This window comes from Chondromyces apiculatus DSM 436 (assembly GCF_000601485.1).
GTDB lineage: Bacteria > Myxococcota_A > Polyangia > Polyangiales > Polyangiaceae > Chondromyces > Chondromyces apiculatus.
Map to the genome: position 1 here is coordinate 38237 of NZ_ASRX01000067.1, position 24666 is coordinate 62902.

The 24666-nt window shown below is 70.1% G+C and carries 20 protein-coding genes and 1 tRNA gene; 4 read left to right on the forward strand and 17 right to left on the reverse strand.

The window, feature by feature from the left end; translation table 11 throughout:
* Positions 1–28: 28 nt before the first annotated feature.
* The 9 genes from CAP_RS33210 to CAP_RS33250 all read right to left on the reverse strand — a co-directional run bounded on the left by CAP_RS33210 (position 29) and on the right by CAP_RS33250 (position 10999).
* Positions 29–101, reverse strand: a tRNA-Phe gene (locus CAP_RS33210).
* A gap of 196 nt (positions 102–297) precedes the next feature.
* On the reverse strand, positions 298–1191 hold the full coding sequence (locus CAP_RS33215; RefSeq protein ID WP_052376467.1) for a hypothetical protein: 894 nt from the start codon (positions 1189–1191) through the stop codon (positions 298–300).
* Positions 1188–3212, reverse strand: a complete 2025-nt coding sequence (locus CAP_RS33220) for a M1 family metallopeptidase (RefSeq protein ID WP_044248205.1) — start codon at positions 3210–3212, stop codon at positions 1188–1190. Before CAP_RS33220 ends, CAP_RS33215 begins: the two co-directional genes overlap by 4 nt.
* 8 nt (positions 3213–3220) lie before the next feature.
* The gene (locus CAP_RS46085) at positions 3221–4573 is read right to left on the reverse strand and encodes a hypothetical protein (RefSeq protein WP_156041363.1); all 1353 of its coding nucleotides are present in this window, start codon (positions 4571–4573) and stop codon (positions 3221–3223) included.
* A gap of 27 nt (positions 4574–4600) precedes the next feature.
* Entirely contained in the window at positions 4601–6430 is a 1830-nt protein-coding gene (gene dnaK / locus CAP_RS33230; protein WP_044248207.1) for a molecular chaperone DnaK, read from the reverse strand.
* A gap of 373 nt (positions 6431–6803) precedes the next feature.
* Entirely contained in the window at positions 6804–8684 is a 1881-nt protein-coding gene (locus tag CAP_RS33235; RefSeq protein WP_044248209.1) for a DnaJ domain-containing protein, read from the reverse strand.
* A gap of 172 nt (positions 8685–8856) precedes the next feature.
* Entirely contained in the window at positions 8857–9480 is a 624-nt protein-coding gene (locus CAP_RS33240; protein WP_231511829.1) for a YfgM family protein, read from the reverse strand.
* Entirely contained in the window at positions 9477–10364 is an 888-nt protein-coding gene (locus CAP_RS33245; protein WP_044248212.1) for a hypothetical protein, read from the reverse strand. Before CAP_RS33245 ends, CAP_RS33240 begins: the two co-directional genes overlap by 4 nt.
* The gene (locus CAP_RS33250; RefSeq protein WP_231511830.1) at positions 10361–10999 is read right to left on the reverse strand and encodes an RNA polymerase sigma factor; all 639 of its coding nucleotides are present in this window, start codon (positions 10997–10999) and stop codon (positions 10361–10363) included. Before CAP_RS33250 ends, CAP_RS33245 begins: the two co-directional genes overlap by 4 nt.
* A gap of 341 nt (positions 11000–11340) precedes the next feature.
* Between CAP_RS33250 and CAP_RS33255 the strand changes: the two genes are divergently transcribed.
* From CAP_RS33255 to CAP_RS51270, 3 genes are all read left to right on the forward strand, one after another.
* Positions 11341–12291, forward strand: coding sequence for a rhomboid family intramembrane serine protease (locus CAP_RS33255; RefSeq protein WP_052376470.1), 951 nt, complete (start codon positions 11341–11343; stop codon positions 12289–12291).
* A 175-nt stretch (positions 12292–12466) separates the two neighbouring features.
* Positions 12467–13171, forward strand: a complete 705-nt coding sequence (locus tag CAP_RS33260; RefSeq protein ID WP_231511831.1) for a PA14 domain-containing protein — start codon at positions 12467–12469, stop codon at positions 13169–13171.
* A 93-nt stretch (positions 13172–13264) separates the two neighbouring features.
* Complete coding sequence (locus CAP_RS51270; RefSeq protein WP_044248216.1) at positions 13265–14797, forward strand: ADP-ribosylation factor-like protein; 1533 nt, start codon at positions 13265–13267, stop codon at positions 14795–14797.
* Between the two features lie 10 nt (positions 14798–14807).
* Here CAP_RS51270 and rodA read toward each other — a convergent pair whose 3' ends face one another.
* From rodA to CAP_RS49055, 7 genes are all read right to left on the reverse strand, one after another.
* Positions 14808–15941 (reverse strand): rod shape-determining protein RodA, encoded by a 1134-nt coding sequence (rodA, locus tag CAP_RS33270; protein ID WP_044248218.1) that lies wholly within the window; start codon positions 15939–15941, stop codon positions 14808–14810.
* Complete coding sequence (gene mrdA / locus CAP_RS33275) at positions 15938–17935, reverse strand: penicillin-binding protein 2 (RefSeq protein WP_044248219.1); 1998 nt, start codon at positions 17933–17935, stop codon at positions 15938–15940. Before mrdA ends, rodA begins: the two co-directional genes overlap by 4 nt.
* Positions 17932–18435 carry a hypothetical protein gene (locus CAP_RS33280; RefSeq protein ID WP_231511832.1) on the reverse strand — a complete coding sequence of 168 codons (504 nt, stop codon included), beginning with the start codon at positions 18433–18435 and terminating at the stop codon, positions 17932–17934. The genes mrdA and CAP_RS33280 overlap by 4 nt, the downstream gene beginning before the upstream one ends.
* 34 nt (positions 18436–18469) lie before the next feature.
* Positions 18470–19324, reverse strand: coding sequence for a rod shape-determining protein MreC (gene mreC / locus CAP_RS33285; protein WP_044248222.1), 855 nt, complete (start codon positions 19322–19324; stop codon positions 18470–18472).
* Between the two features lie 238 nt (positions 19325–19562).
* Positions 19563–20597 carry a rod shape-determining protein gene (locus CAP_RS33290; protein ID WP_044248224.1) on the reverse strand — a complete coding sequence of 345 codons (1035 nt, stop codon included), beginning with the start codon at positions 20595–20597 and terminating at the stop codon, positions 19563–19565.
* Between the two features lie 323 nt (positions 20598–20920).
* Entirely contained in the window at positions 20921–21082 is a 162-nt protein-coding gene (gene rpmG / locus CAP_RS33295; protein ID WP_044248226.1) for a 50S ribosomal protein L33, read from the reverse strand.
* Positions 21083–21377: 295 nt separating this feature from the next.
* A complete protein-coding gene (locus CAP_RS49055) occupies positions 21378–22328 on the reverse strand; it encodes an RNA recognition motif domain-containing protein (RefSeq protein ID WP_052376471.1) in 951 nt (316 codons plus the stop codon).
* Between the two features lie 488 nt (positions 22329–22816).
* Between CAP_RS49055 and CAP_RS46095 the strand changes: the two genes are divergently transcribed.
* A complete protein-coding gene (locus tag CAP_RS46095) occupies positions 22817–23650 on the forward strand; it encodes an acyl-ACP desaturase (protein WP_197041464.1) in 834 nt (277 codons plus the stop codon).
* Between the two features lie 42 nt (positions 23651–23692).
* Here the strand turns inward: CAP_RS46095 and CAP_RS33315 are convergent, their stop codons facing one another.
* Positions 23693–24637: a prolipoprotein diacylglyceryl transferase gene (locus CAP_RS33315; protein WP_044248227.1), complete on the reverse strand. Its 945-nt coding sequence runs from the start codon at positions 24635–24637 to the stop codon at positions 23693–23695.
* Between the last annotated feature and the right edge of the window lie 29 nt (positions 24638–24666).

The window sequence follows — 24666 nt, forward strand, 5'->3', positions numbered from 1 at the left end:
GGCAGCGTGGTTCAGCGAGGAAACTTCGTGCCCAGGGACGGAATCGAACCGCCGACACGGGGATTTTCAATCCCCTGCTCTACCAACTGAGCTACCTGGGCCTGCGTCACGCGCACGTCCGTGCTGCGCTACGGGCGGGCTAAATTAGGCAAATGACCTTTTCTGTCAAGATGGATTTGCCGCGCGTCTGAAACACGGAGGCGCATGGGCATGGGGCTGCGGTGAGGCGCACGGGGCGCGAGGTGGTCGCGGTGACGAGGCCACGGTGCCGCGGTGCCACAGTGCCACGGTCACCAGTCACGGCGCGGCGATCGCGGGTGAGGGCGGGGCGGGGGGCGGGGCGTGGTCGTCGGGGTCGTCGACGAGGCGGAGGGCGGCGGCGAGCCAGGTGGCGCGGAGCCAGGTGGCGGCGAAGAGGGCGGCCTGGTGGACCAGGAAGGCGAGGGCGATGCGCGGGCCGGTGGCGAGGCCGAGGCGCGCGCCGAGCCAGGCGGCGGCGACGAGGAGGGCGGCGGCAGGAGCGGCGCACGGGAGCCAGGCGCGGGTGACGCGGCCCGGGGAGGTGCGCACGAGGGCGAGGGCGCGGGTGGCGGCGTCGAGGAAGCCGAGGCCCTGGTGTACAGCGGCGACGCGGGCGAGGTCGTGGATGACGCCGACGGCGGTGGCGGCGAGGAGGGCGAGGGCGACGAGGGCGAGGTGGGTGAGGTCGTCGGCAGGGCCGGTGAGGGCGAAGGGGTCGAGGAGCTGGGCGCCGAGGAGGAGGGTGAGGGTGCCGGCGGCGAGCTGGGCGAGGAGGGAGACGCCCCAGAGGAGGACGAGGGGGCCGAGGGCACTGGCGATGCGGGAGGCGAGGAAGGGGGCGCGGAGGGGGCCGTCGTGGCCGAGGGCGACGAGGAGCGCAGCAAGGGGGAAGAGGCCAAGGGCGGCGGCGAGGAGGGCACCAAGGCCGAACTGGGCGGCGAGGGCGGGGAGGGCAAGCTCGGTGAGGCGGGCGAGGTCGGTGAGGAGGAGGGCGCCAGGGTCGAAGAGGGGGGCGTCGAGGCGGGGGTGATGGCCGAGGTAGGCGCCGGCGAGGAGCGAGGGCGGGAGGGCGAGGAGGAGGGAAGCGAGGGCGCGGTAGGCGAAGTAGAGGGCGACCATGCCGGGGCGGCGGCGCGCGGTGGGGTGGAGGGTGCGCGGGGGGTCGCTCATGGGGCGATGGCCCAGAGGGCTGCGCCGGCTGCGAAGGTGGCGCGTTCGAGGACGCGGGGGGCGAGCCGGGCAGGGTCGAGGTGGTGGGCGTTGTTGGTGAGGTCCTCGTCGAGGAGGACGCGGAAGTCGGGGTCGACGATGGCGGCGACGAGGGGGGCGTTGCCCGCGTAGGGGATGCGGGCGGCGCGTTCGCGGGCGTCCCAGCGGACGCGCTGGATCGTGCCGTCGGCGGCGTAGAGGTCGATGTCGACGGGGAGGACGAGATCGCCGCGGCGGCGGACGAGGACGAGGGCGCGGTAGGCAGGAGGGTCGGGGGGAGAGGCGGCAGGCGGTGATGGCGCGGTGGCGGGGAGAGGGTCGGGGGCGTCGGGCTGGATCTCGGTGACGGCGTAGTCGACGCGGGCGCCGCGGAGGCCGGCGTGGAGGGCTTCGGCAGCGGTGTCGCCGAGGGTTCTGCGCACGGAGGCGAGGAGGTCGTCGGGGGTGGGGTGGGCGAAGCGGTGGGCGCGGGCGTAGTGGCCGAGGGCGGCGCGGAGGTGGTCGTCGCCGTACACGCGGCCGAGGGTGGCGAGGAGGGTGGAGGCGCGGGAGTAGACCTGGTTGCCGTACTCGGCGCCGGACATGAAGGCGGGGGTGGGCTGGTCGAGGGGGCCGTCAGGGCCAGCGTAGAGGGCGGCGATGCGGTGGGTGGCGGTGACGTCGACGTCGAGGCCGAGGAGAGAGAGCTGGGAGCCGGCGCCGTAGCGGGCGTGGAGGGCGTCGGTTTCGGCCCAGGTGGTGAGGCCTTCGTCGAGGAAGGGGTGGCGGTGCTCGTCGGTGGCGAGGAGGCCGTAGAACCACTGGTGGGCGACTTCGTGGAGGGTGAGGCTGGCGAGGCCGCGCTCGCCGACGAAGAGGGTGTCCCAGGTGCCGCCGGTGGTGATGAGGGTGGGGTACTCCATGCCGCCGGCTTCCTCGGCGCCCGGTGGGGGGTGGACGAGGGTGAGGGTGGCGTAGGGGTAGCGGCCGAAGGCCTGGCCGAAGTGGGCGAGGCCGAAGGTGGCGAGGTCGAGCTGGAGGGCGGCGGCGTGGTCCTGGCCAGGGGGGTAGAGGCAGCGGAGGGCGATGCCGTCGGGGGTGGTGGCGGTGCGCTCCTGGAAGTGGTCCCAGGCGGCGAAGGCGAAGTCGTGGACGTCGTGCTGGAGGTAGCGGCGGACGACGCGGTCGGGGGCGCGGGTCTCGGTGGTGAGCTGGCCGGTGGCGCCGACGAGGTAGGCGGCAGGGACGTCGAGGGTGACGTCGTAGGTGCCGAAGTCGGCGTGGAACTCGGAGAGGGGGTGGAAGGGGAAGTGGCGCCAGCGGCCGTCAGGATCGAGGCGGGCGATCTTGGGGAACCACTGGGCGACCATGTGGAAGGTGCCGAGGTGGCCGGTGCGCGCGACGATGGGCGGGAGGTGGGCGTCCCAGGCAAGGTCGATGGTGATCTGTTCGCCAGGGGCGACGGGGCGCGGGAGGGGGACGCGGATGTCGGTCTGGTCGTGGGGGTCGTCGGGGGTGGTGGGCTGGGGAGAGGGCCAGACGTCGCGGGCGTCCATGTCGCGGATGGCGAAGCGGGTGACGTCGATCCAGCCGTGCTCGGAGGGGTGCGGGGTGCCGCGGAAGCCCTCGATGGGGGTGCGCTGGAAGAGGGTGTGACGGCTCTTGAAGGCGTTCAGGTAGAGGTGGACGTAGAGGGCCGGCTGGGGGTCGCGGGAGGTGTTGCGCCAGGTGAGGGTGCCCTCGCCGCGGACGAGGTGCGCGAGGGGTTCGAGGCGGGCGCGGAGGGTGTAGCTCGCGACGGGGGCGGCGTGCTCGGGGAGCGGGTCGGGCGGCGCTGAGAGGGCCGGAGCCGGGGACGAGGAGGGCGGCGGCGCGGTGGACGGCGGCGCGGTGGACGGCGGCGCGAGGGAGGGTGTGGCGCGGGAGCTGGAGAGCTGGAGAGCGGTGTGGTGCGCGAGGAGGGCGAGGAGCAGGCCTCCAGAGACCTGGAGCGCGGTGCGCATGGGGCCGGTCAGCGCAGGCCGTCGTCGATGGGGGCGACGATGTTCTCCTGCACCAGCTCGTACAGGATGCGGAGGGCGTCGAGCTCGCGCATGCCGCAGACGTCGAGCACGTCGTCGATGGAGCTCATGCCGTCGATGCACGACAGGAGGAAGCCGGCGCGGTGGTCGAGGTTGAGGGAGCGGATCTGCTCGTTGGAGATGAGGATGCGCAGGACCTGGGAGCCGTCGCCGATGCGGGCCTTGTAGGTCTGGCGGAGCATCTCGTTACAGCTCTCGGCGTAGCGGCGGATGGTGATGTCGTCGGGGGTCTCGTCGAGGATGGATTCGGCGAGGACGAGGGCGCCGCTGTAGTCGCCGCTCTCGAAGCGCTGGAGCATCTGGCGACGGCGGTCGTCAGCCGTGGGGGGCGTGTGGGGCGTCGGCGCTGGCGGGGTGGAGGGCACCACCGGGGGGAGCGGGGGGGGCGCCGGGGCGTGGACGGAGGGGCGCTTCTCGAAGGTGTGCGCGGCGGGCTGGGAGGGGCGCGGCGAGGGAGGCCAGGCGCCGGGGATGAGGGTGGGGGCGTGGGCGCCCTCGGTGCGCGAGAGGGGGGCGCGGCCGGAGACGCCGGAGACGACGGAAGGCGGGAGGCTGCGGTCGCCCAGCCAGTCCTTGGTGTTGAGGGGGTCGAACTCGTCGTCGATGAGGCCGAGCCGGAGGGTGCCCGGCGGCGGGGTCATGGGCGCGAAGGAGCCGGGGATGGGGGTGGGGACGGCCGTGGGGACAGGGTGCTCGTCCGGGGCGAGGTCGGGCATGTCGAAGCCCAGCTCGAAGTCGATGTCGACCTGGGGGGCGTCTTCGTCGGGCCTGGAGAGGCGCGCGCCGGAGCCAGGAGGAGGCTGCCGGGGGTCACCGAGGCGGCCTGGCGCGCTGCCTGGCGGGGCGACGCGCGGGTCTCCGGCGCTGGAGCCACGGGCGGTGACACTGGCGCCCGGTGCGGAGGGAACGCCAGGCTCATCACACTCGAGGTCGAAGCCGCGCTCCTGGAGCAAGGCGTCGAGGGTCTCTTCGTAGCTCTCGCCGACGGGGGGAGCGACGGAGGCCTTTGGGGTCTGCGGGGTGAGGTTCTCGTGGGCGCCCGAGGGGCGCGCCTTGCTCACGTGGGCGCTGTACTCCTCGCTGGGCGCGCGGGCGGTGATGCGGCCGCTGCGCGCGCGGACGGGGGGCTCGTCGCCGGTCGCTTCTTCCATGGTGAAGCCGGCGCGCTCGAAGAGCTCCTTGGAGTCGATGAGGCGCGTGGACTCGTCCTCGCGGGGCTCGTCCTCGTCCTCGTCGTCCCAGGCCGAGTCGAGGCCCTCGGGATCAGGCGGCAATGACTGCATGGCCGTCCTTCATACGTTCCCCCCTCCTCACCCGTTCGGTCTCGCCACGACGCCCTTGAACATGCGGTGGGTGCGGGAGAGGGCCTCCATCTGCTCCTTCACGGCCGCAGAGTCGCGGCGGCCGATGGCCTGCCGCGAGCGGTCGACGATGCCCCGCGCCTTGCCGATGGCGTCGCGCCCGAAGTCGCTGGAGGCGACGATCTGCTCGACCTGGGGGAACATGCGCTCGATCTCCGCGATGAGGCGCTCGGCCTCCTGGCGCACGCCCTCGAACTGGTCGTTGGCGCGGCGGTCGACCAGGTACTCCTGGGCGTCCTCCATCATCTGGTTGACCTCCTCCTTGGTCAGGCCGCTGGAGGCGGTGACCTGGATGGACTGGTGCTGGTTGGTCTCCAGATCGCGGGCGCTGACGGAGACGATGCCGTCGCTGTTGATCTCGAAGGTGACCTCGATCTCGACCTGGCCCTTCGGGGCGCGGCGGAGGCCGGTGAGGATGAACTCCCCGAGCAGCTCGTTGTCGGGGGCGTTCTGGCTCTCGCCCTGCATGACCAGGATCTTCACCGCGGTCTGGTTGTCGCGGCTGGTGGTGAAGATCTTGGACCGGCTGGTGGGCACGGTGGTGTTCTGAGGGATGAGCTCCTCGAACTGGGAGCCGAAGGTCATGATGCCGAGGGCGTGCGGCGTCACGTCGAGCAGGATCATCTGCTTGCTCTCGTCGACGAGGGCCGAGCCCTGCACGGCGGCGCCGAGCGCGACCACCTCGTCCGGGTGGACGCCCTTGCAGGGCTCGCGCTCGAAGAAGTCACGCACGGCGCGCTGGACCTTGGGCATGCGGGTCATGCCGCCGACGAGGATGACCTCCTCGACCTCGTTCTTCTCGAGGCGGGCGTCGTCCAGGGTCTGGGCGCAGATCTCGACGCAGCGCTCGATGAGGTCGTCGCAGAGCTCTTCGAGGGTGGCGCGGCTCAGGCTGCGCTGGAGGTGGAGGGCCTCGTTGCGGGCGTTGGAGATGATGAATGGGAGGTTGACCTCGGTCTCCGCGACGGCGCTGAGCTCGCACTTGGCCTTCTCGGCGGCGTCCTTGAGGCGCTGGAGCGCCATGCGGTCCTGGCGGAGGTCGACCTCGTGGGTCTCGCGGAAGCCCTGGACGAGCCAGTCGATGATGCGGGCGTCGAAGTCCTCGCCGCCGAGGAAGGTGTCGCCGGCGGTGGCGATGACCTTGAAGACGCCGCCGGAGCTGATCTCGAGGACGGAGATGTCGAAGGTGCCGCCGCCGAGATCGAAGACGGCAATGGTCTGGTCGACCTGCTTGCCGAAGCCGTAGGCGAGCGCCGCGGCGGTGGGCTCGTTGACGATGCGGATGACGTCGAGGCCGGCGATGGTGCCCGCGTCCTTGGTGGCCTGGCGCTGGTTGTCGTTGAAGTAGGCCGGGACGGTGACCACGGCCTTGGCGACGGTCTCGCTGAGGTAGTCCTCGGCGAAGAGCTTCATCTCCTGCAGGACCATGGCGCTGATCTCGGGGACGGAGTAGGTCTTGTCCCGGAGCTGGATGCGCACGTCGCCGTGGGGGCCCTCGACGATCTTGTAGGAGGCCGTGAGGATGGCGTTCTTGACCTGGGGGGACGAGAATTTGCGCCCGATGAGCCGCTTCGCCGCGTAGACGGTGTTCTCGGCGTTCGTGATCGCCTGGCGCTTGGCGATGTGCCCGACGAGGCGCTTACCGGCCTCGGTGATGGCAACCATGGATGGCGTGGTCTTGTACCCTCCCCGGTTGGGGATGACCGTGGGGACGCCATCCTCGACGATGGCAACGCACGAATTCGTGGTGCCGAGGTCGATGCCGATGACACGATCCATGAGGTTCGATGCTCCTGTCCTGGCTCCGCGGTCTGTTCAGAAGCCGCCGAAGCAACCCAATCTAGAACGTCCTCGGGTCCGAGCCCCAGCCATTCTTATCAGGCACGGGCAGAAAGGCGATGGGCGGTCGCCGTCAGGCCGTCGGGGCCTACCAGGTCCCCCAGGTTCCCAGGGTACGTCGGTCTCGTTTGTCCCGGGATCTCGGTCCGGCGTCCGGGCAATACAACGGGGGTAGCGACCCAAGCTCCCCGGTCTCCAGGACGTCAGCCTCGTTCGGCCCGCGATCTCGACGCCGCGTCCCGGTGAAGCAAAGGGGGGTAGCGACCATCGGGAGCGTAGGGACCGCAGGTCCCTGCTCCAGGGTACGCAGTACCTAGATGGGTTTGCCTTGGCGGATTTGGTCGCGGGTCTGGGAGATGAGTTCGCGGATCTTGGGGTCGGCCTTGGCCAGCTCGGCGGCGCGGGTGAGTTCACCGTTCGCGCTCCGTTCCAGGCCCACGATGGCGTAGGCGCGGGCGAGGGTGAGGCGCACCTCCGCGTTCTCGGGGGCGAGTTCCACGGCGCGTCGGGCGAACTCGACGGCCCTCCGGGTGTTGCTGCCGGCCTTGAGCATGGTGAAGGCGGCGCGCTCGTGGGGGGAGGCGTCGTCGGGACGGCCGGCGCAGACCTTGACGTAGCTGAGGGCGGCGTCTTCCCAGCGCTCGTGGTTCTCCTCGTACTGCGCTTGCTTCAGGTAGCCCTCGGCGAGGGCGGCGGCGGCGAGGCGCTGGATGTCGGTGCACGACTTCTGGAGCGTCTCGTCGTCGGGGGCGAGCGAGGCGGCGATGCGGTAGGCGTTGGCTGCGCTGGCGAAGTCCTTGCGTTCGAGGGCGCCGCGCCCGAGCGACACGTACCGCTCGATCTGGACGCGGGCGGCTTCCGCGCGGGCGGAGTCGTAGCGGGTCTTCAGCACCTCGGCCGCGCGCGCGGACTCGGGCGAGGGACCAGCGGGCGAGGGACCAGCGGGCGAGGGACCAGCGGGCGAGGGACCAGACTCGGAGGGACGGTCGGGAGGGATCTGCGGGGGGGACACCTGGCCGGGGGGCCGGACGGCCTGCATGGTCATCGAGGAGGGGCGACGCAGGGCGCCCCCGAGCTTGCGGGCGAGCAGCTCGCGGCGCTCCTTCTCGCTGATGGCCGGTACGTTCGGGGAGCTCTTCTTCGCGGGTGGCTGGCCAGGGCCCGCGCCAGGCGAGGCTGCGGGTGGGGGTGGCATCGGGGGAGGCGGCTCGGACGCGACGATGCGCGCCGTGGCGTCGACGACCGAGGCGACGCGTGCCAGGTCGGCAGGGGCGCCTTCGATGAGCGCCGACATCTGCTGGTTCACCCGGGACTGGATGAGGTACGCGTCGTACTCGGCGCGCTTGTCCTTCGTGGTGAGGACGTCGTGCGCGACGGTGATGCGGTTGAAGAGCGCCTCGATCTTGGGCTTGTAGGTGCCGAGCTGCTTGCGGAAGTAGGTGTCGGGGTGGAACTCGGGCGCGAGGGCGTAGTAGGCGGCCTTGATCTGCTTCTTCTCGGCGCCCTCGGGCACGCCGAGCAGCTCGTAGTGGCTGACGGTCTCGAGGCGGCCGTAGAGTTCCAGGATGCGGAGCCGCTTCTCCGGAGAAAGCTCGACCTGCTCGGCGAGATCGGCAGGGTCGTAGGTCGGCGCGGTCCGCTGCGGCGCGGGCGCTTGCACCGGAGGGGCCGCGGGGGCGCCCGACGGAGACGGAGAAGCAGAGGCGCCCGCGGCGGCGGGGCCTGGTGGGGGCGTGGCGCGGCGCGGCGGAGAGGTGGCGATGCTGGAGACGCCCGCGGCGGCGGGGCCTGGTGGGGGCGTCACGCGGCGCGGTGGGGACGAGGCGTCGGCGCTGGACGTGCCCGCGGGGGCGGGGCCCGGCGAGGGCGTCACGCGGCGCGGTGGAGAGGCGGCACCTGGAGAGGAGGGCGCGGCTTGCGGGGCAGCGGGGCGACGGAGCGCGCCGGCCGCTGGTGAGGTGGCTGCAGGGGTGGCCCGGGTGCCGTTGGCTGCGTCGTCGAACACGATCGCCCCGAGTTCGTGGAGGCGCTCCAGCGACTCCTCGACGGCGCTTCCCGGCAGGCCCGTGATCGCCTCCAGGTCCCGCTCGTTGAGCGTGCCGTCGATCCGAGAGAGGAGAAACGCCTGGGCGGGAGTTAGTGGGAGTGACCGCAGATCACACCCTGGCCTGGGTCTTGGTACACGAACACGCATCGAGGCAGGGCTGCTCCTCGGGCGGAGTCTAGCGGGGTAAGGGGCCGGCCCGGAAGGAGTTTTCAGGAGCTGAAGGCGAAAGAGCGACCGGTATCCGAGGTGAAGTGGGGTGCGGTTTCGTCGGCTTCATGACGCGGCAGGAGCCGTGACCAGCCGCGCCACGGGACCCGCGTCAGCGCCCCTTCCCGCCAGCGGCTTCGAGCGAGTCGGCGATGACCTTCTCCTGGATGGTGATTGCTTCTTCGTACGCGGCGACCGCGGCCTTCCGGGCGCGGTCGGCCGCTTCGGTGTTGCCCTGCGCGGCGAGCGCCTTGGCGCGCCGCTCCTCGACGAGCCCGCGGACCTCGATGAGGTGACCGCGGAAGTGAGAGGGCTCGCGGGCGAGGGCCAGGCCCGCGTCGAGATCACGCTGGGCGGCGTCGAAGTCGCCCTGGGCGCTGCGCAGGTCGGCGAGCCGCGCCCGGGTGTCGGCGGTCACCTCGGCGACCTCCGGGAGCGCGCCGGGTGGGGCTGCGCCGGCGACGAGGGCGTCGAGGGCGCGGATCGCGCTCGCAGCGTCGGCCGCCTCCATGGCGAGGTCGGCGCGGTGGTGCGCGGCGCGTGCCTTCGACAGGAAGGCGAGCAAGGTGGGGTCGACCACCGTGCGGGTGCCGTCGCAGGGCGCGCAGGTGCTGCCGGCAGCGGGGCCGCTCGTGGGATCGCCGGGGCGCTCCTTGCTGCATGCGCCGAGGCTGCACGCCGCGAGGGCGAACGCGAGCAGCGCCGCAGACGCGGCGGGGCGGGCGAGGCGCTTCACTGGACCCCCCACGCTGCGTAGCGGTTCGCGCGCAGGTCTGCCGCGCGGGCGGTGGCGATGCGATCGATGCGCGCCGACTCCCCGCCTTCACGGGGGAACGGGGTGGCCGGATCGAACAGCTCGGAGGTGGAGCGCGAGGGGATGAGCGCGGCCTGGGCTCCGGAGCCCGACAGGATGTGGGACGCGGTGGGGCTGTCCGCGGCCGGGTTGAGGAACAGGGCGACAGCGGCGGCGGCCGCAGCGAGGCCCGAGAGCGCGGCCATGGTGACGGGGACGAGGCGCCGCGGGGTGGCGGCGCGCTTCCGCCCGAGGGCGCGCACGATCAGCGCCTCGTTCCTGAGCATGGGAAGCTCTGGCAGGGAGGCAGGATGGTTCGCGGCGCGCAGGATCCCCGCGAGTTCGGCGGCGCTGGCCACCGAGGCATCGGGGGGAGCCGCGGGATCGTCGAGCCATGCGCGCAGCGCCTCGGAGGCGTGCTGTTCGGCCGGGGTGGGCTGCGCCTCGTCGCTGCTCAGGGCAGGGCCGCTCAGGGCAGGGCCGCTCAGGGCAGGGCTGCTCAGGGCAGGGCTGCTCAGGGCAGGGCCGCTCAGGGCAGGGCTGCTCAGGGCAGGGCTGCTCAGGGCGCGCGCGATCAGGGCGTCGTGATCAACGGCACCGAGGTCGGGCGGCGCCAGGGCCGACAGCAGCGCGGTGGCCAGCAGATCGTCGCCGTGCTCGAGCGCTTCGGCGAGGGCACGGGCCTGCAGGATCTCCTCGTCGGTGGCCGGTGGGTCGAGAGGCTCCCCCTCATCGCTGGAGGGGCTCTGCGCCGCTGCCTCCGCGTCCGACCGGGGCGCGTCCGACAGCGCGAGGCGCAGCAGCTCGTCTTGCGCGCGCTTCGTCATGTTGCCTCCCTGGGGGTGCCCTGGTGCTCTGCCCGGGCTGCGCCAAGGCCTTCACCGAGCGCCTTCTTCAGCGCCGTCATCGCGCGATGCAGGACCACGTCGAAGGTGGCCACGGTGACGCCGAGCTCTCGCGCGACCTCCTCCCGCGGCCGCTCTTCCAGCACCCGCATCCGGATCGCGCCAGCGTAACGGGGGTTCAGCCGTCCGAGCGCCGTGTCCACCCGGGCACGCGCCTCGGCGAGATCGCGCCGCTCGCACAGGGCGACGTCGGCACGCGTCGAGGGGTCCGATTCGGAGGCGTCGATCTCCCGCTGGAGATCGTCGGGCTCGAAGAGGGTCTCGCGCTTGCGGGCGCGGAGCATGTCGAGCGCAATGCGCAGCGCGACGACGCGCAGCCAGGGGTAGACCCCGCAGCTTTGCCACTGGAACTGGCCGAACTTCTCCACGACGCGGGCGTAGGTCTCGGCGAGCGCATCTTGCGCCAGGGCCTGGGAGCCGAGCCGCGGGAGGAGCACCGAGCGGTAGAGCACGGGGCCGTGGACCCGCAGGATCTGGCCGAGTGCCGCGCGGTCTCCCTGGGCGGCGCGCTCGCACAGCTTCTGCTCTGCCTCCAGATCTGGCCTCGGCGCCGTCACGGAGGCGACCATAGCCGGACGCAGGTGGTGCCGCCCAGCCCTCCGGCTGGAGAGGGCACGTGAGCTGCGGGCAGAGTCCCGCCGCACGGGAAAAGCTGGCCACTTCCGGACCCGACCCGGAGCGCGGCCACCGGCAGCAGCCGGGAGTCGGCAGGAGGTCGACGGCCAGACGGCCGGGTCGGACCGAGGCGTCGTTCGTTGGAGGACCACAGCATCCACGATGGGAGAACGGAGAAAAGCCGTGGACCTTACGGGCGGGTGCGATCAGAGTGAGCCGCGATGATCTTCTGGACCGGGCGGTCGTCCGGCAGCACCCGGGCCGTGGCCCCCGAAGGCGCCTCGTGAGCACCGGGGCCCCGGCCAGGTCGCGGCTCAAGCCCTGCGTGCGTTGCGGCACCCTGAATGGCGTCGACTTCGATCACTGCATCCGCTGCGGCACGCCCATCTCGGCAGTCGCCGTGGGCACGTCGCGCATCGGCGGGCGGGTGGGCGGTGAGCGGCTGCTGGCCACGAAGGTGCTGCTCGCCCTCACCACCCTGGTGTTCGCCGGTCAGCTCGCCGACTGGACCTCGCGCAAGGTGCTGCCTCTCTTCATGGGGGGCGGCCCGGGTGTCATCGTCGGTGCCACGCGCTTCGGTGCGCTGTGGCTCGGCCCGGAGGCGCTCTTCGAGGAGCCCTGGCGCATGCTCTCGGCCGTGTTCGTGCATTTCAGCGTGATGCACTTCGCGATGAACATGCTCAGCCTGCTCAACCTGGCGCGCCTCGCCGAACCCGCGGTGGGGCCGGCGCGGCTCATGGTCACCTACGTGACCACGGGCATCATCGGCTTCCTGGCGAGCATCGTGTGGAGCACGGTGGTCTTCCCGACCCGGTTCCCGATCCCGACTGCCGGCGCGAGCGGGGCCATCTTCGGGATCATGGGGCTCATCCTGGGGGTGCTGCTGCGCCTGCGCGATCCGCGCTGGAAGCAGTTTGCCATCCAGGCTGTGTTCTACAGCGTGCTCTTCGGGGTGGTGCTCCGGGCCAACAATGCCGCGCACATCGGGGGCCTCGTGGCGGGGGTGGGGTTCGGTCTGCTCTTCGCGGGAGAGCGGCGGGGCGGTGAGCACCTCGCCAACCTCCTGGCCGCCCTGGGGCTCGTGGTGAGCGTGGCCTCGCTGGTCCTGGCGCTGAGATCGCCGCAGTGGCGGGTCCTCGAAGAGATCATGGACGACCGTGGCGCCTCGGTGACGAAGTCCCCTGACCCGACGACGGCTGTCCTCCGGGATCCCGAGGCGCCTCCCCCGACGTGACAGTCCCCCTCGGGTACGGGACCGGTGCGCGTCCCCTCCCCTGATCCCGGCGGTTTTCGGGGCGCTTTCGAGAATTCGGAAGGCCTCCTGCATTCGCCGGTGATTGCTCCGGGGCACCCGACCGTCTAAGGCTGCATCACCGTCGCTTTCCAGGAGAGCCCTCATGCTTCGCACCATGGTCCGACCTGTCATCACCCTGCTGGCCGCGTCCCTCCTCGCCGGCTGCACGCTGGAGATCTCGACTGGCAGCGGCGCCCAGCAGCCCACGCAGGGGAAAACTGCAGGCCGCGGCCGGGCACCTGCCCCCCCGCCCCGTTCGGGCACGACCGCCAGCACCACTCCCGCGACCAACCCGGCCGCGACCCGGCAGCTCCCGAAGGTGCCGGCGACGGCCACCAAGGTCACCTCGGCCAACGTGTTCGGGAGCGGCACGACCGGCCCGTTCCAGGGGCTGGCCTACGTGGTCCCCGAGAGCACCGAGCGTCTGCCCACGAGCACCAGGAGTCTGGTGCCTTTTGCGACGGTGTATACCGACCGGTTCGCGATCCAGTCTCAAGAGTTCAGTAGTGGATTCCCGGGGGCGCTGGTCCAGAACGAGTATTTCTTCATCCAGTACGAGGGGCGGTTCGAGGTGCCCAAGGAAGGCAAGTACCAGCTCCAGCTCACCTCCGACGACGGCGCGAAGCTCTTCATCGACGACAGGCTCGTCGTGAACAACGACGGGGTTCACACCGAGAAGACGGCCGAGAAGGAGGTCACCCTGACGGCCGGCGCGCACTGGTTGAAGCTGGATTACTTCCAGGCGGCCCGGGGGAAGGTGGCCCTCCAGGTGCTCATCGGACAGAACGGGAAGCTCGCTTCCCTGGTGGGCGTCCGGTAACCCGCCCCCCCGAGAGCGCCTCGGCTCGCTCAGGCTCGCTTCGGGGCGCTCGCTTCCTGAGGGTTTGCTCGGCTATCGTCCCGGCCCGAGCCCATGGCCTCGGTTAACCCGCTCTCTCGCGAGCTCGTCTTCAAGGTCGTCTATTACGGCCCAGGCCTGGGCGGCAAGACCACCACCCTCGAATACCTGCACCGCACCACGAAGCCCGAGCACCGCGGCAAGCTGGTGTCACTGGCGACGCCGGTGGACCGGACGCTCTACTTCGACTTCCTGCCAGTGCGCCTGCCGCCCGTGCGCGGGATGAACGTGCGCCTCCAGCTCTTCACGGTGCCGGGGCAGGTCTACTTCAACGCCACGCGCAAGCTGGTGCTCACGGGCGCAGACGGCATCGTCTTCGTGAGCGATTCGCAGCGGGCCCGCGCCGACTCCAACCTGGAGAGCCTTGAGAACCTGCGCGACAACCTCGCCGAGCAGGGCCGCGAGCTGGGGCAGATCCCGCTCGTGTTCCAGCACAACAAGCGCGACCTGCCGGAGCTGCTCTCCATCGAGGAGCTCGACGAGATGCTGAACCCCTTCGACGCCATCTCGGTCCCCGCCTCGGCGCGGACAGGGCTCGGCGTCTTCGAGGGGCTGGAGGTCATCAGCGAGCGCGTCCTGCGCGCCTTCGAGCAGCGCCTGCCCGAAGAGGTGTCGGGGTTCGGGGCCACGTTCGACGCCATCGAGGGGGGGCTGGTCACGGCGCTGCGTGACGCTTCACCCCACCTCGCGTACGAGCCGGTGGTCTCGCGGGTGAGCGCCCCCAGCGCTGCGTGGCCGTCGATGCCGCCACACGCCACCCTCGAGGAGCCGACCTCCGAGGAGCTGAGCCACGAAGAACTCGGCATCGGGACGATCGGCACCGCGACGATGAGCCACGATGGCTTCGGTTCCGATGGGATCGGCTCCGACGGGCTCGGGTCCGAGGAACTCGGCTCCGAAGTGCCCAGCTCCGACGAGTTCGGCGCCGGGGCGCTCAGCTCGGAGGTGCTCAGCACGGAAGCCATGAGCTCGGAGGCCATGAGCGCGGAGGCCATGAGCGCGGAAGCCATGAGCTCGGCCCGCACCGTGATCCCCGATGGCGACGAGCTTCACGGCGGCGAGGACGGCGCACGCAACCCGCGGGGCGGGGGCGAAGGGGACGAGGCGGGGCACGGAATCCCGTCGAGCGCCATCGTCATGGGGCAGCCCTCGACCGATCAAGGCCCCCTGTCGCTCTCGTCACCGCGAGCGACGAGCGCGAGCTTGCGCAGAGGGCTCTCCTTCGCACTGCTGTGGCCTCCTGGGGAGCGAGAGCTGTGCGCCGAAGTCGAGGAGGCTTTCGCGGCGGGTCAGTACTCCCAGGCCGTGCTCCGCTGCGAGGCGCTGCTGGCACATCTGGTCGAACACGCTGCCGATCTGTTCGGGGCCTCGCCGGAGACCCGGGATCCAGCGGTGATTCCGCTCCTGCTCGGCCTCGACGGGCGACGTTACCTGGGGTTCCGCGCGATGACGCTCAAGGCGCGCACAGGCAACGAGCTGTCTGCGCGCGATGCCTTGTCGGCGTTCGGCTTCGTCATCGGGGCGCGCCTCGCGCAGCTCTCACTCTAGTCTGGTTCGGTCACAGGCGGTCCAGCGAGGGCACGCCGGAGTACCGCCGCACCGAGACACTCATCAGGAGCGCGAGCGCCACCATCACGGTGGTGACGCTCGACCCTCCGTAGGAGAACAGCGGCAAGGTGACGCCGACGACCGGCAGCACACCCGACGTCATCCCCATGTTGATGAGGGCGTGCCAGAAGAGGATCGCGGAGCAGCCGACGCCGAGCACGGCGCCGAACCGATCCTTGGCTTGCGAGGCGATGCGGATCCCCCAGAGCGAGAGGAACGCATAGATGCTCACGAGGAGCACGGTGCCGGCGAAGCCCCACTCCTCGGCGAAGACCGGGAAGGGAAAATCGGTGTACTGGTCGGGCAGGAAGAGGAACTGGTTCTGCGTCCCCTTCAAGTAGCCGCTGCCGAACACCCCGCCATCGCCGATGGCGACGCGCGAGTTGTAGGCATGCCAGCCGCGGCGCAGAAGGTCTCCCTCGGGATTGAGGAACACCGTCACCCGGTCTCGCTGGTACGGCAGGAGCACGTACGTCCAGACGATGGGGGCCGCCGCGACCACCGTACCCAGGAACAGCGCGATGCTCTTCCAGCGCAGCCGGGTCATCGCCGCGATGGTGAGGAACACCAGCGTGAGGATGCTGGCGGTCCCGAGGTCGGGCTGCTTGAGCACGAGGAGCGCTGGCACGCCCGTGAGCGCCGCAGGGATGGCGAGGTCGCGCAGCGTGCGCCCCTCGTTGCGCGGGTCGTCGTGCAGGTACTTCGCCAGCGCGATTACCAGGAAGACCTTCATGAACTCGCTGGGCTGAAAGCGAAACGAGCCGAACTCGATCCAGCGGGCGGAGCCGCGGACGTCCTTGGCGAGGACGAACACGAGCGCCAGCGAGAAGACCCCGAAGGTGTAGAGGATGTAGCCGAGGCGTTCGAGGTGGCGGTAGTCGATCGCGACCAGGATGCCGCCGAGGATACCGCCCACGAAGAGCCAGTAGACCTGGCTGATGTACAGCTCGGCGCGCGCGCCGGAGTAGACGCTCGTCGCGCTGTACAGGTTGATCACTCCGAGGACTCCGATGAGCACCGCTCCGATGAACAGAGGCCAATCGAAGTGGTCACGTTCGTGACCTGCGAGCCCGTCCCGGATCACGGCGAACCTCCTCGACCCCCAGGGCGTGGGCGCTGACGGGGACGGTCTCCCGAGGGCTTGCCTCCGGCGCTGGAGGGATTCCCCGGCGGCTTCGGGCCACCCTTGGCCTGCACCTCCCGGTGCTGGTGCTCGAGCTCCTGGTAGGCGCGGATCACCTCGAAGGCCACGGGCGCTGCGTGCTTACCGCCGGCGCCGCCGTGCTCGACCAGCACCACCACCGCGACCTCCGGGGAGCGCGTCGGCGCGTACCCCGAGAACCAGGCGTGCTCGCGGTTGAAGTACCACACCTTCTCCGCCTCCTGCCCGCGCGCGAGCTTGTGCGACACCTGGGCGGTGCCGGTCTTGCCGGCCATATCGACGCCGGCGACGCGAACCCGGTATGCGGTGCCGCCCTCCTCGTTGACGCCACCGACCATGGCGCGGTGCACAAGCTCCAGGTTCTCGGGCCGCAGCTCGATCTGGCGGCGCACCCGGGGCGTGAACTCCTGGACCACCGTCCCCGCCGACGTCTCCACCGCCCGTACGATCTGCGGCTGGTACAGCGTCCCGCCGTTCGCCAGCGCCGCATAGGCGAGCGCGAGCTGGAGCACCGTCACCGTGGTGGCGCCCTGGCCGATGGCGGCGTTCAGGCCGAAGCCCAGCCGGAACTGACCCTTGTTTCGGAGGGTCATCCACGCCTTGGTCGGCATCCGCCCCGGCGCCTCGGCGTTGATGCCGATGCCGGTGCGCGCCCCGAAGCCGAAGCGCTGCCCCATCTCCGCGATGAGGTCCATGCCGACGCCGTACTCCGCCGCCAGCCGGTAGAAGTAGACGTTGCAGGAGACGGTGATGGCGCGCTGCATCGCCACGGCTCCGTGCACGTGCGTGCAGCGGAAGGTGCGCTTGCCGAAGGTCAGCGAGCCGCGGCACTGGCTGCTCTGCCGCGGATCGATGAGCCCCTTCTCCAGCGCCGCCAGCGCGGTGAAGGGCTTGAAGGTGGAGCCTGGCGGGTAAGCGCCGGAGAGGGTCTTGTCGAGCGCCGGCTTCAGAGGGTCCGTGTACAGGCGCTTGAAGGCGTCGCGGATGACCTGCTTGCCCGAGCCGCCGGAGAGCGCGTTCGAGTCGTAGCCGGGCTTGGAGTAGAGGCCGAGGATGCGGCCCGTGCGCACGTCCACGAGCGCCACGCCGCCGGCCAGCTCGCCGCGCATGGCCTTGTCGATCGCCTTCTGGATGCCCGCGTCCAGCGTGAGCCGCAGATCGCGCCCTGGGATGGGATCGACGCGCCGGGGATCCTCGATGATCCCCTCCCCCCCCGGGCGCCGCCTCCCCCGCGCGTCCACGAGCACCTTCTCCCAGCCCCGGGTGCCGCGCAGGTAGCTTTCCCAGGCCCGCTCGATCCCGCTCACGCCGGTGCGGTCGCCCTCCACGTAGCCCTCGCTGCGCAGCGTGGCCAGGCGCTCGGCGTCCACCTCGGCCATGTAGCCGAGCACGTGCGCGCCCACCTCCTCGTGCGGGTAGTAGCGCACCGGCACGGGCACCACGTCCACGCCGGGCAGCTCCGCCTCATGCGTCTTCAGCCCGGCCACCGCGTCGCGGGAGATGTCCTCTTTGAGGAGGATCTGCTGGTTCTTGCGGGGGCCGTCACCGGCGCGGATGGTGGTGATCAGCGTCTGCAGGCGCGCCTGCTCGTCCACGCCGACGCCGAGGTATTCCATCAGCTTGGGCCAGACGGTCTCCATGTCGAGCCGGCGCGGCACCACGTACACGTTGTACGAAGGCCGGCTCGCCGCGAGCACTTCACCGTTGCGATCCCGGATGATGCCGCGCGTGGTGGCGAGCGTGATGCGCCGGACGATGTTCTCGCGCGCGATGGCGCTGTTCTCCTCCGACTCGAGGATCTGCAGGTAGAACAGCCTCACGATGAGGCCGAGGAACGCGAGCAGCATGAACAGCGCGATCCAGCGGAAGCGCCGCCGGAACTCGCTGACGTCCGAACGCTGAACGAGCAGGCTCACCGCGCGCCTCCTTCCCCGGGCCTCGGCACCGTGATGGTCACCTGATGCACCCGCTCGGCCAGCCGGAACACGAGCGGAGCGAGGATCGCCGTGGACACGGCGTGTGGCGCGACCAGCAAGGCCAGCGCCCGGGGCCTCGCCGCGTCGCCCCCGAAGATCGCCGTGAGGATCACCACCAGCACCCCTTCCACGAGCGCGAACACGAAGGCGAGCGCCAGCTTGGTCAGGAACGTCTGCGCGGCGAGCCGCACCCCTGCGGCGCGGGCCACGATGAAGGTCGTCACGGTGATGAACGTGAACAGACCAACGGGGGCCCCGGCGAACAGATCCAGGAGGTATCCCAGCAGAAACGCGAGCGCCGCCCCGCGGGCGATCGAGTACTCGTGCACCCCCATGAAGACGATGAGCGGCAGGAGCAAGCTCGGCGTCACCCCCGGGATGTCCAGCTTGCCGATCAACCGGAACAGGTTGGACTGCACCACGAGGAGTGCGATACCCACGGCGAGGAAGGCAGAGTTTCTCATCGCGCTGCCCTCACCGCCGGTTCTGCGCCGCCTGCTCCTCGGGCGGCGGCGTCGTGACGATCAGCACCTCTTCGAGCCGCGAGAAATCCACCGCTGGGGACGCGAACACCTGCTGGTAGATGCCGAAGTCCCGGCGCACCACCTGCGTCACCGTCCCCACCGGGATCCCCTTGGGAAAGCGCCTCCCCACGCCGCTCGTCACCAGCAGGTCACCGACCTCCACCTCGTCGGTGCGCTGCATGTACTCGACGCTGCAGGCGTACTTCGTCTCGTCGCCCGTCCCGCGGATGAACCCGCGCGCCCCCGTGCGCTCGACGACCACGTCGACGCCGCTGCCGGCGTCCACCACGAGCCTCACGTCGACGCTGTCCCCGGCGCTCTTCAGGGTGGTTCCCACCACGCCGTCTGCCGAGAGCACCGGCAGGTTCGGGCCGATGTCACGCGCCTCCCGGTCCAGCGTCACCCGCGCCACGCGGAAGAACTCGTTGGTGTTCTTCCCGATCACCTGGGCGCTCACCACGTCCGTGGGCAGGCTCTGACGCAAGTCGAGCAGCCGCTTGAGGCGCCGGTTTTCCTGCTCGAGCGCCTCCAGGCGCCGCACCCGCTCCCGTAGCCGCGCCATCTGTGACGCGAGGCGCGCGTTGTCTTCCTTGACGTCGACCAGGTAGATGTAGTCGCCCCAGATGTTCGAGATCCCCCGGGCCAGCGTCGCAGCCGCATACTGGACGGGCGCAGCGATGCGGATGAGCACCCGGTCTGGCCCCGAGTTCTGCCGGGGATCGCGCATGCTGGCGCGCAGGAACCAGAACGGCACTGCGAGCGCCAGGATCACGATCAGGAAGTCTCGGTAGCGTTTCAGGTTCAAAGCGCCCTCCCGAACATTCCCCTCATCTCAGCCCTGACCGGCCTCCTGCCTGCACACGGTGGGTGACCCTAGCACCGCCTCCCCCGAGATCCTCGTCCATCGTCAAGAACGACGGTCGCGAACAGAGGGTGGCGACCACCGGGAGCGTAGGGACCGCAGGTCCCTGATTCGCCGTACGCAGTACCGACCACCGGGAGCGTGGGGGCCGCAAGGCCACTGCTTCAGTGGTACGCAGTACCTAGCTGATGGTGACTTCCTTCAGCAGCTCGAGGTGGTCGAGGGCCTTGCCGCTCCCGAGCACCACGGCGCTGATCGGATCATCACAGACCATCACCGGCAGGCCGGTCTCTTCGCGCAGCAGCACGTCGAGGTTCTTGAGCAGCGCGCCGCCGCCGGTGAGCACGATCCCCTTGTCCACGATGTCCGCTGCGAGTTCGGGCGGGGTGCGCTCCAGCGCGATCAGCACGGCCTCGACGATGGCGTTGATGGGCTCCGTGAGGGACTCGCGAATCTCGTCGGAGTTGACCATCACCGTCTTCGGGATGCCGGCGACGAGATCCCTGCCCTTCACCTCCATCGTGAGCTGCTGCTCCAGCGGGTACGCATTGCCGATGGTGATCTTGATGCGCTCTGCCGTTTGCTCGCCGATGGCCAGGTTGTACTTGCGCTTCATGTAGGCGACGATCGACTCGTCCATCTTGTCGCCACCGACGCGCACGCTCTGCGAGTAGACGATGCCGGCCAGGGAGATCACGGCGACCTCCGTGGTCCCGCCCCCGATGTCGACCACCATGTTGCCGCTCGGCTCGGTGATCGGCAGCCCTGCCCCGATCGCCGCCGCCATCGGCTCCTCGATCAGGTACACCTCGCGCGCGCCGGCCCCCTCGGCGCTCTCCTTCACCGCCCGCTTCTCGACCTCGGTGATCCCGAAGGGCACGCAGATGATGATCCGCGGCTTCACCAGCGTGCGCCGGTTGTGGGCCCTCGCGATGAAGTAGCGGAGCATCGCCTCCGTGATCTCGAAATCGGCAATCACGCCGTCACGCAGGGGCCGCACCGCCTGGATGTTGCCTGGGGTGCGCCCGAGCATCTCCTTGGCTTCACGCCCCACGGCGAGCACCTTCTTGCCCCCCCGCGTGTCTCGCTGCACCGCGACCACGGACGGCTCGCAGGAGACGATCCCCTTGCCCTTCACGTAAATGAGCGTCGTGGCGGTGCCCAGATCGATCGCGAGATCGTTCGAGAACAGGCCGTAGAGCCAGTCGAAGATCATCGCACCGCCTTCACCGCTCGCGCGGGTTCGTCAAATCCCTGGTCGCGCAGACCAGAGAGGGTTGAGGGAGTGGTCTCGGCCGGGTTCCCGAGAAGCGAAGCAGAGGCCCCGCCCCGTGCCGGCGCCGGCACGAGGGAACCCCCTCTCCCGGCGTTTCGGGCACTGCGCATCAGGCGGTCTCGTATCGCATTGAGCGATGTGGCTGAAGCCACACCACAGGAACACAGCATCCCAAGGAGTCGTCCAGAGCGAGCGACATGGCTCGTCCGACCTGACCCCTGCACCCCGGGAGGGACGGCGCAGCGACCAGGTCCCCGGACAGACTAGCCCTTCGAGATCTTGCCTTCTTTGTGCTCGGTGTGCTTGCGCTCCACCGGGCAGTACTTCTTGATGACGAACTTCTCCGTCATCGTGCGCTTGTTCTTGGTGGTGTGGTAGTTCGCGCGGCCGCAGTCGCCGCAGGTCAGCTTGATGATGTCGCGCATGAGAGCTTCTCCAAACGGGGAATGAGGAACCGGTGGGACAGGGTTGCCACCGAACCAGCTCCGGGGTCACCGGTACCGCCCAGCTTGCCGCGGCCGGCCCCTCAACCAAGGACTCCGGCGTGGCAAGGGACAGCGACACGTCCGCGCGAGCCCCGATCGCCCGCCACGAGCGCGCCTACCCTACGAGAATTGTCGCTGTTGTCAACCGAGAGGCACACGGAGGGGCGCCCCCGACGGCACCGGGGACCGGGCAGAACCGCTCCATCCTGGTGCCGCCGTGAGCGTCACTGCTCCCTCAGTCGTCCCAGTCGTCTTCCGTGGTCCCGCGACGGTCCCACTGCTGGGCGTTCCCACCACCGCTGCGGCCCTTACGACCACCACCACCGGCGCCACCGGCCCCGGGCGGACCATCGTCGAAGTTGCGCCGCCGCTTCTCCTCGAAACCCTTGCGCGGAGGTGCGGACTGCTGCGGGGGAGGCCCGCCGCCGAACGAGGGCGCATAGCCGCCGCCCTGGAAGCCTCCGGGCCGCTCCTCCCCACCGCCACCCTGATAACCGCCACCCTGGTAGCCGCCACCCTGGTAACCGCCGCCCTGGAAGCCTCCGGGCCGCTCCTCGCGCGGAGGTCGCTCCCCCTTCGGGTGCGCCAGGTTCACCACCAGACGACGACCACGGATGTCGGCACCGCGGAGCCCGTCGATGGCACCGCGCGCAGCTTCCGCGCTCGCCATCGTCACGAAGCCGAAGCCACGCTTGCGCCCATCCGGGTCCATGGGCAGGTGCACGCGAACCACGGGTCCGGAGCCCGTGGCGGTGATCATCGACTCGACTTCCTCTGGAGTCGCATCGTACGGGAGGTTGCCCACGTAGAGCGTGCGGTCGGGAGCACCAGCCGGGCCCATAGCGCCCATGGCCCCGCCCCCACCGCTACCCGGTCCGCTGCCGCCTGCGCCGGGGCCGCCCATCGGGCGCCCTTCACGCTTCGGCGGCTCGGCCTGGAACGGACGCACCGAGATCGACTTGCCACCCTGAAACGAGCCGTCGAGTTCCTGGCGCGCTGCGTTTGCCTCATCGGTCGTCGCGAGCGTCACGAAGCCGAAGCCTCGCGGACGCCCTGTCGCCCGATCCTTCGGGAGGCTTACCTCGACGACGTTGCCGCCGGTCGCCTCGAAGAGCTGTCGAAGTACATCCTCCGTGATGGAGTCGGGCAAGCCCGCCACGAACAACTTCCGCGAATCTTCAGCCATTTGAAAACCTGGGGGAGCTCCCCTTCGAATCCCTCTGAACCGTGTTTGCCAGACGCCTGCGAGAGCGGCCGGGCTTGATCACCACATCCGAGAACGCGCGCACACCGCGACCGCTTCTGGGTGCAAACCAGCTCGATGAGCATGCTGGATGGAGCAACCTGGAGGGAGTCACGGCGCCAGTTCGACCTTGGGCCGACGGTCGACCCTCTGGTGCAAACTCAACACCACGATATCTGGCCACCCTCCCGCGTCAAGGGACCCGCCAGGGCCCCGTGCAGCGAAAATGAAGCGCCGAGACCTGGACGGTGACCGCGCGACCGCACGACCGCACCCACCCGCCCGTCGGGGAAACCGGGAGGAGCCTGCTCCGTAATTCGACGCAGACGGGCCAAGGAGCAGCCCAGAGTGCCGCTCCGTCCGAAGACGAACCGTGGTAACAACGGTGCGAGGTCTTAGTTATGGCGGAGAATTTCGATATCGAGCGATTCATGGCCACCTCCGGGAAGGTGGACCTCTCCGACGTTCCCTGGGAGGAGGTCAGAGACACGCCGCTCACGCCCGAGGCGCTACGCACGCTCCGCTATTTTCTCATTACCGAGGGCTCCACGTTTTTCTACACGAAGGCCCTGATGAAGACGAACACGGCGGTGCGGGAGCCGGAGTTCATCCCCTTCATCACCGCGTGGCTCTACGAAGAGGAGTTCCACGGGCGTGCCTTCCGCCGCTTTCTCGAGGCCTGGGGCGAGGACATCGGCGAGGACTACCGGAACAAATTCTTCCGCAAGCGCGCCATCAACGAATACATCGACGAGCTCGGGCAGAAGGTCATCTCCCACGTCTTCGCGGACAGCTTCCCCGCCCTGCACATGGTCTGGGGGACCATCCAGGAGCTGACCACGTACAGCGCCTACCAGGCGCTCATCGAGCGGGTGAACCACCCGGTCCTCACCACGATCTGCCAGCGGATCATGAAGCAGGAGCTGCGCCACTATGCCTTCTACCGGCACAACGCCCGCCGCTTCCTCGCCTCGAAGAGCGCCCAGCAGGTGACCAGCACCGCGCTCAAGATCTCCTGGACGCCGGTCGGTGATGGGATGTGCCCGACCGCAGAAGCCTGCCACGTGCTGAGGTTCCTCTTCGATGGCGCGGACGGCTCCGCCATTCCCAAGATCGAAGCGAAGATCCGGGAGCTGCCCGGACTCGAGTGGTTCGATCTCTTCACCCGCTACGTGCGGGATCACCACCTGACGAGCGCCCCGCAAGCGTGGATGCCGCGACGTGCGGAGAGCCGTGCCGCCGCCATCCAGGCCGCCTCGCTCTGAATAGCTGCGCGTGCGGAACGCCCGCGGGGAGGGCGCTGGCCGTCAGCGCTCCGCGACGGGCTCCTCACCATCCACGTCATCGGGCGACGACACGCGGGAGACCTCCGCGTCGCGCGCGACGATGGCGCCTCCGCGCCCGGTGTTCCCGCCGCTCCCGCCGCGCATCGCCATCCTCAGGAAGTAGACCCCGAGGCCGAGCAGCCCGAAGCAAGCCCACTGCGCCGGCGTGAGCCCCCCATAGCGCGGATCCCCGCCGGCGATCGTGCTCTCGCTCTCGCGCAGGAAGTCGAGGAAGAAGCGCACCGGTGCATACGCCACGCACATGATCCCCGTGTAGAACCCGAGCGGGCGCACGGGCTTGCGGTGCCAGAGGATCAGGAACGCGATCGCGAGCGGGATGGTCAGCACCATCTCGATCAGGCCAAGATCGAAGCGCCCCACGTAGCCCGAGCCGTGCGGCCAGCGCACCGCGAACCACGCATCCGAGAGCTTCCCCGGGTGGTCATGCACCGACGCGCACCCGGCGCGCCCGAACACCCACGCCAGCGGGAACGCGCTATTCACCACCTCGCAGAACGGCAAGATGCCCTCCGCGCGCGAGATCCTCCACGCGATCGCCCCCGACAGGGCGCCGATGAACCCGCCGAAGCTCGACAGGCCATCCCACAGCATGATCAGGTAGAGCGGATCCCGGAGCACCCGATCGGGGTGGTAGAAGATCGCGTCGAGCACGTGCGCACTCACGAACCCACCGACGAGGATCCACAGGATGAACTCGTTCATCTTCCGCTCGTCGAGCCCGCGCTCGCGCGCGTGGCGCACGGTGATCACCGAGCCGATGTACACACCGAGCGCCACCAGCGTCCCGAAGGGCTTGATCGATGGCGGTCGCGCCGGGTTGATGTGATCGCCGAGGAGCGGAATGTGCTCCAGGAACGAGAGCGGGATCTCCGGCGCATGGATGAACGGGATCAGGGGCTCGGCCACGGAAACTCCCCTACCGCAGCCCGGCCGCC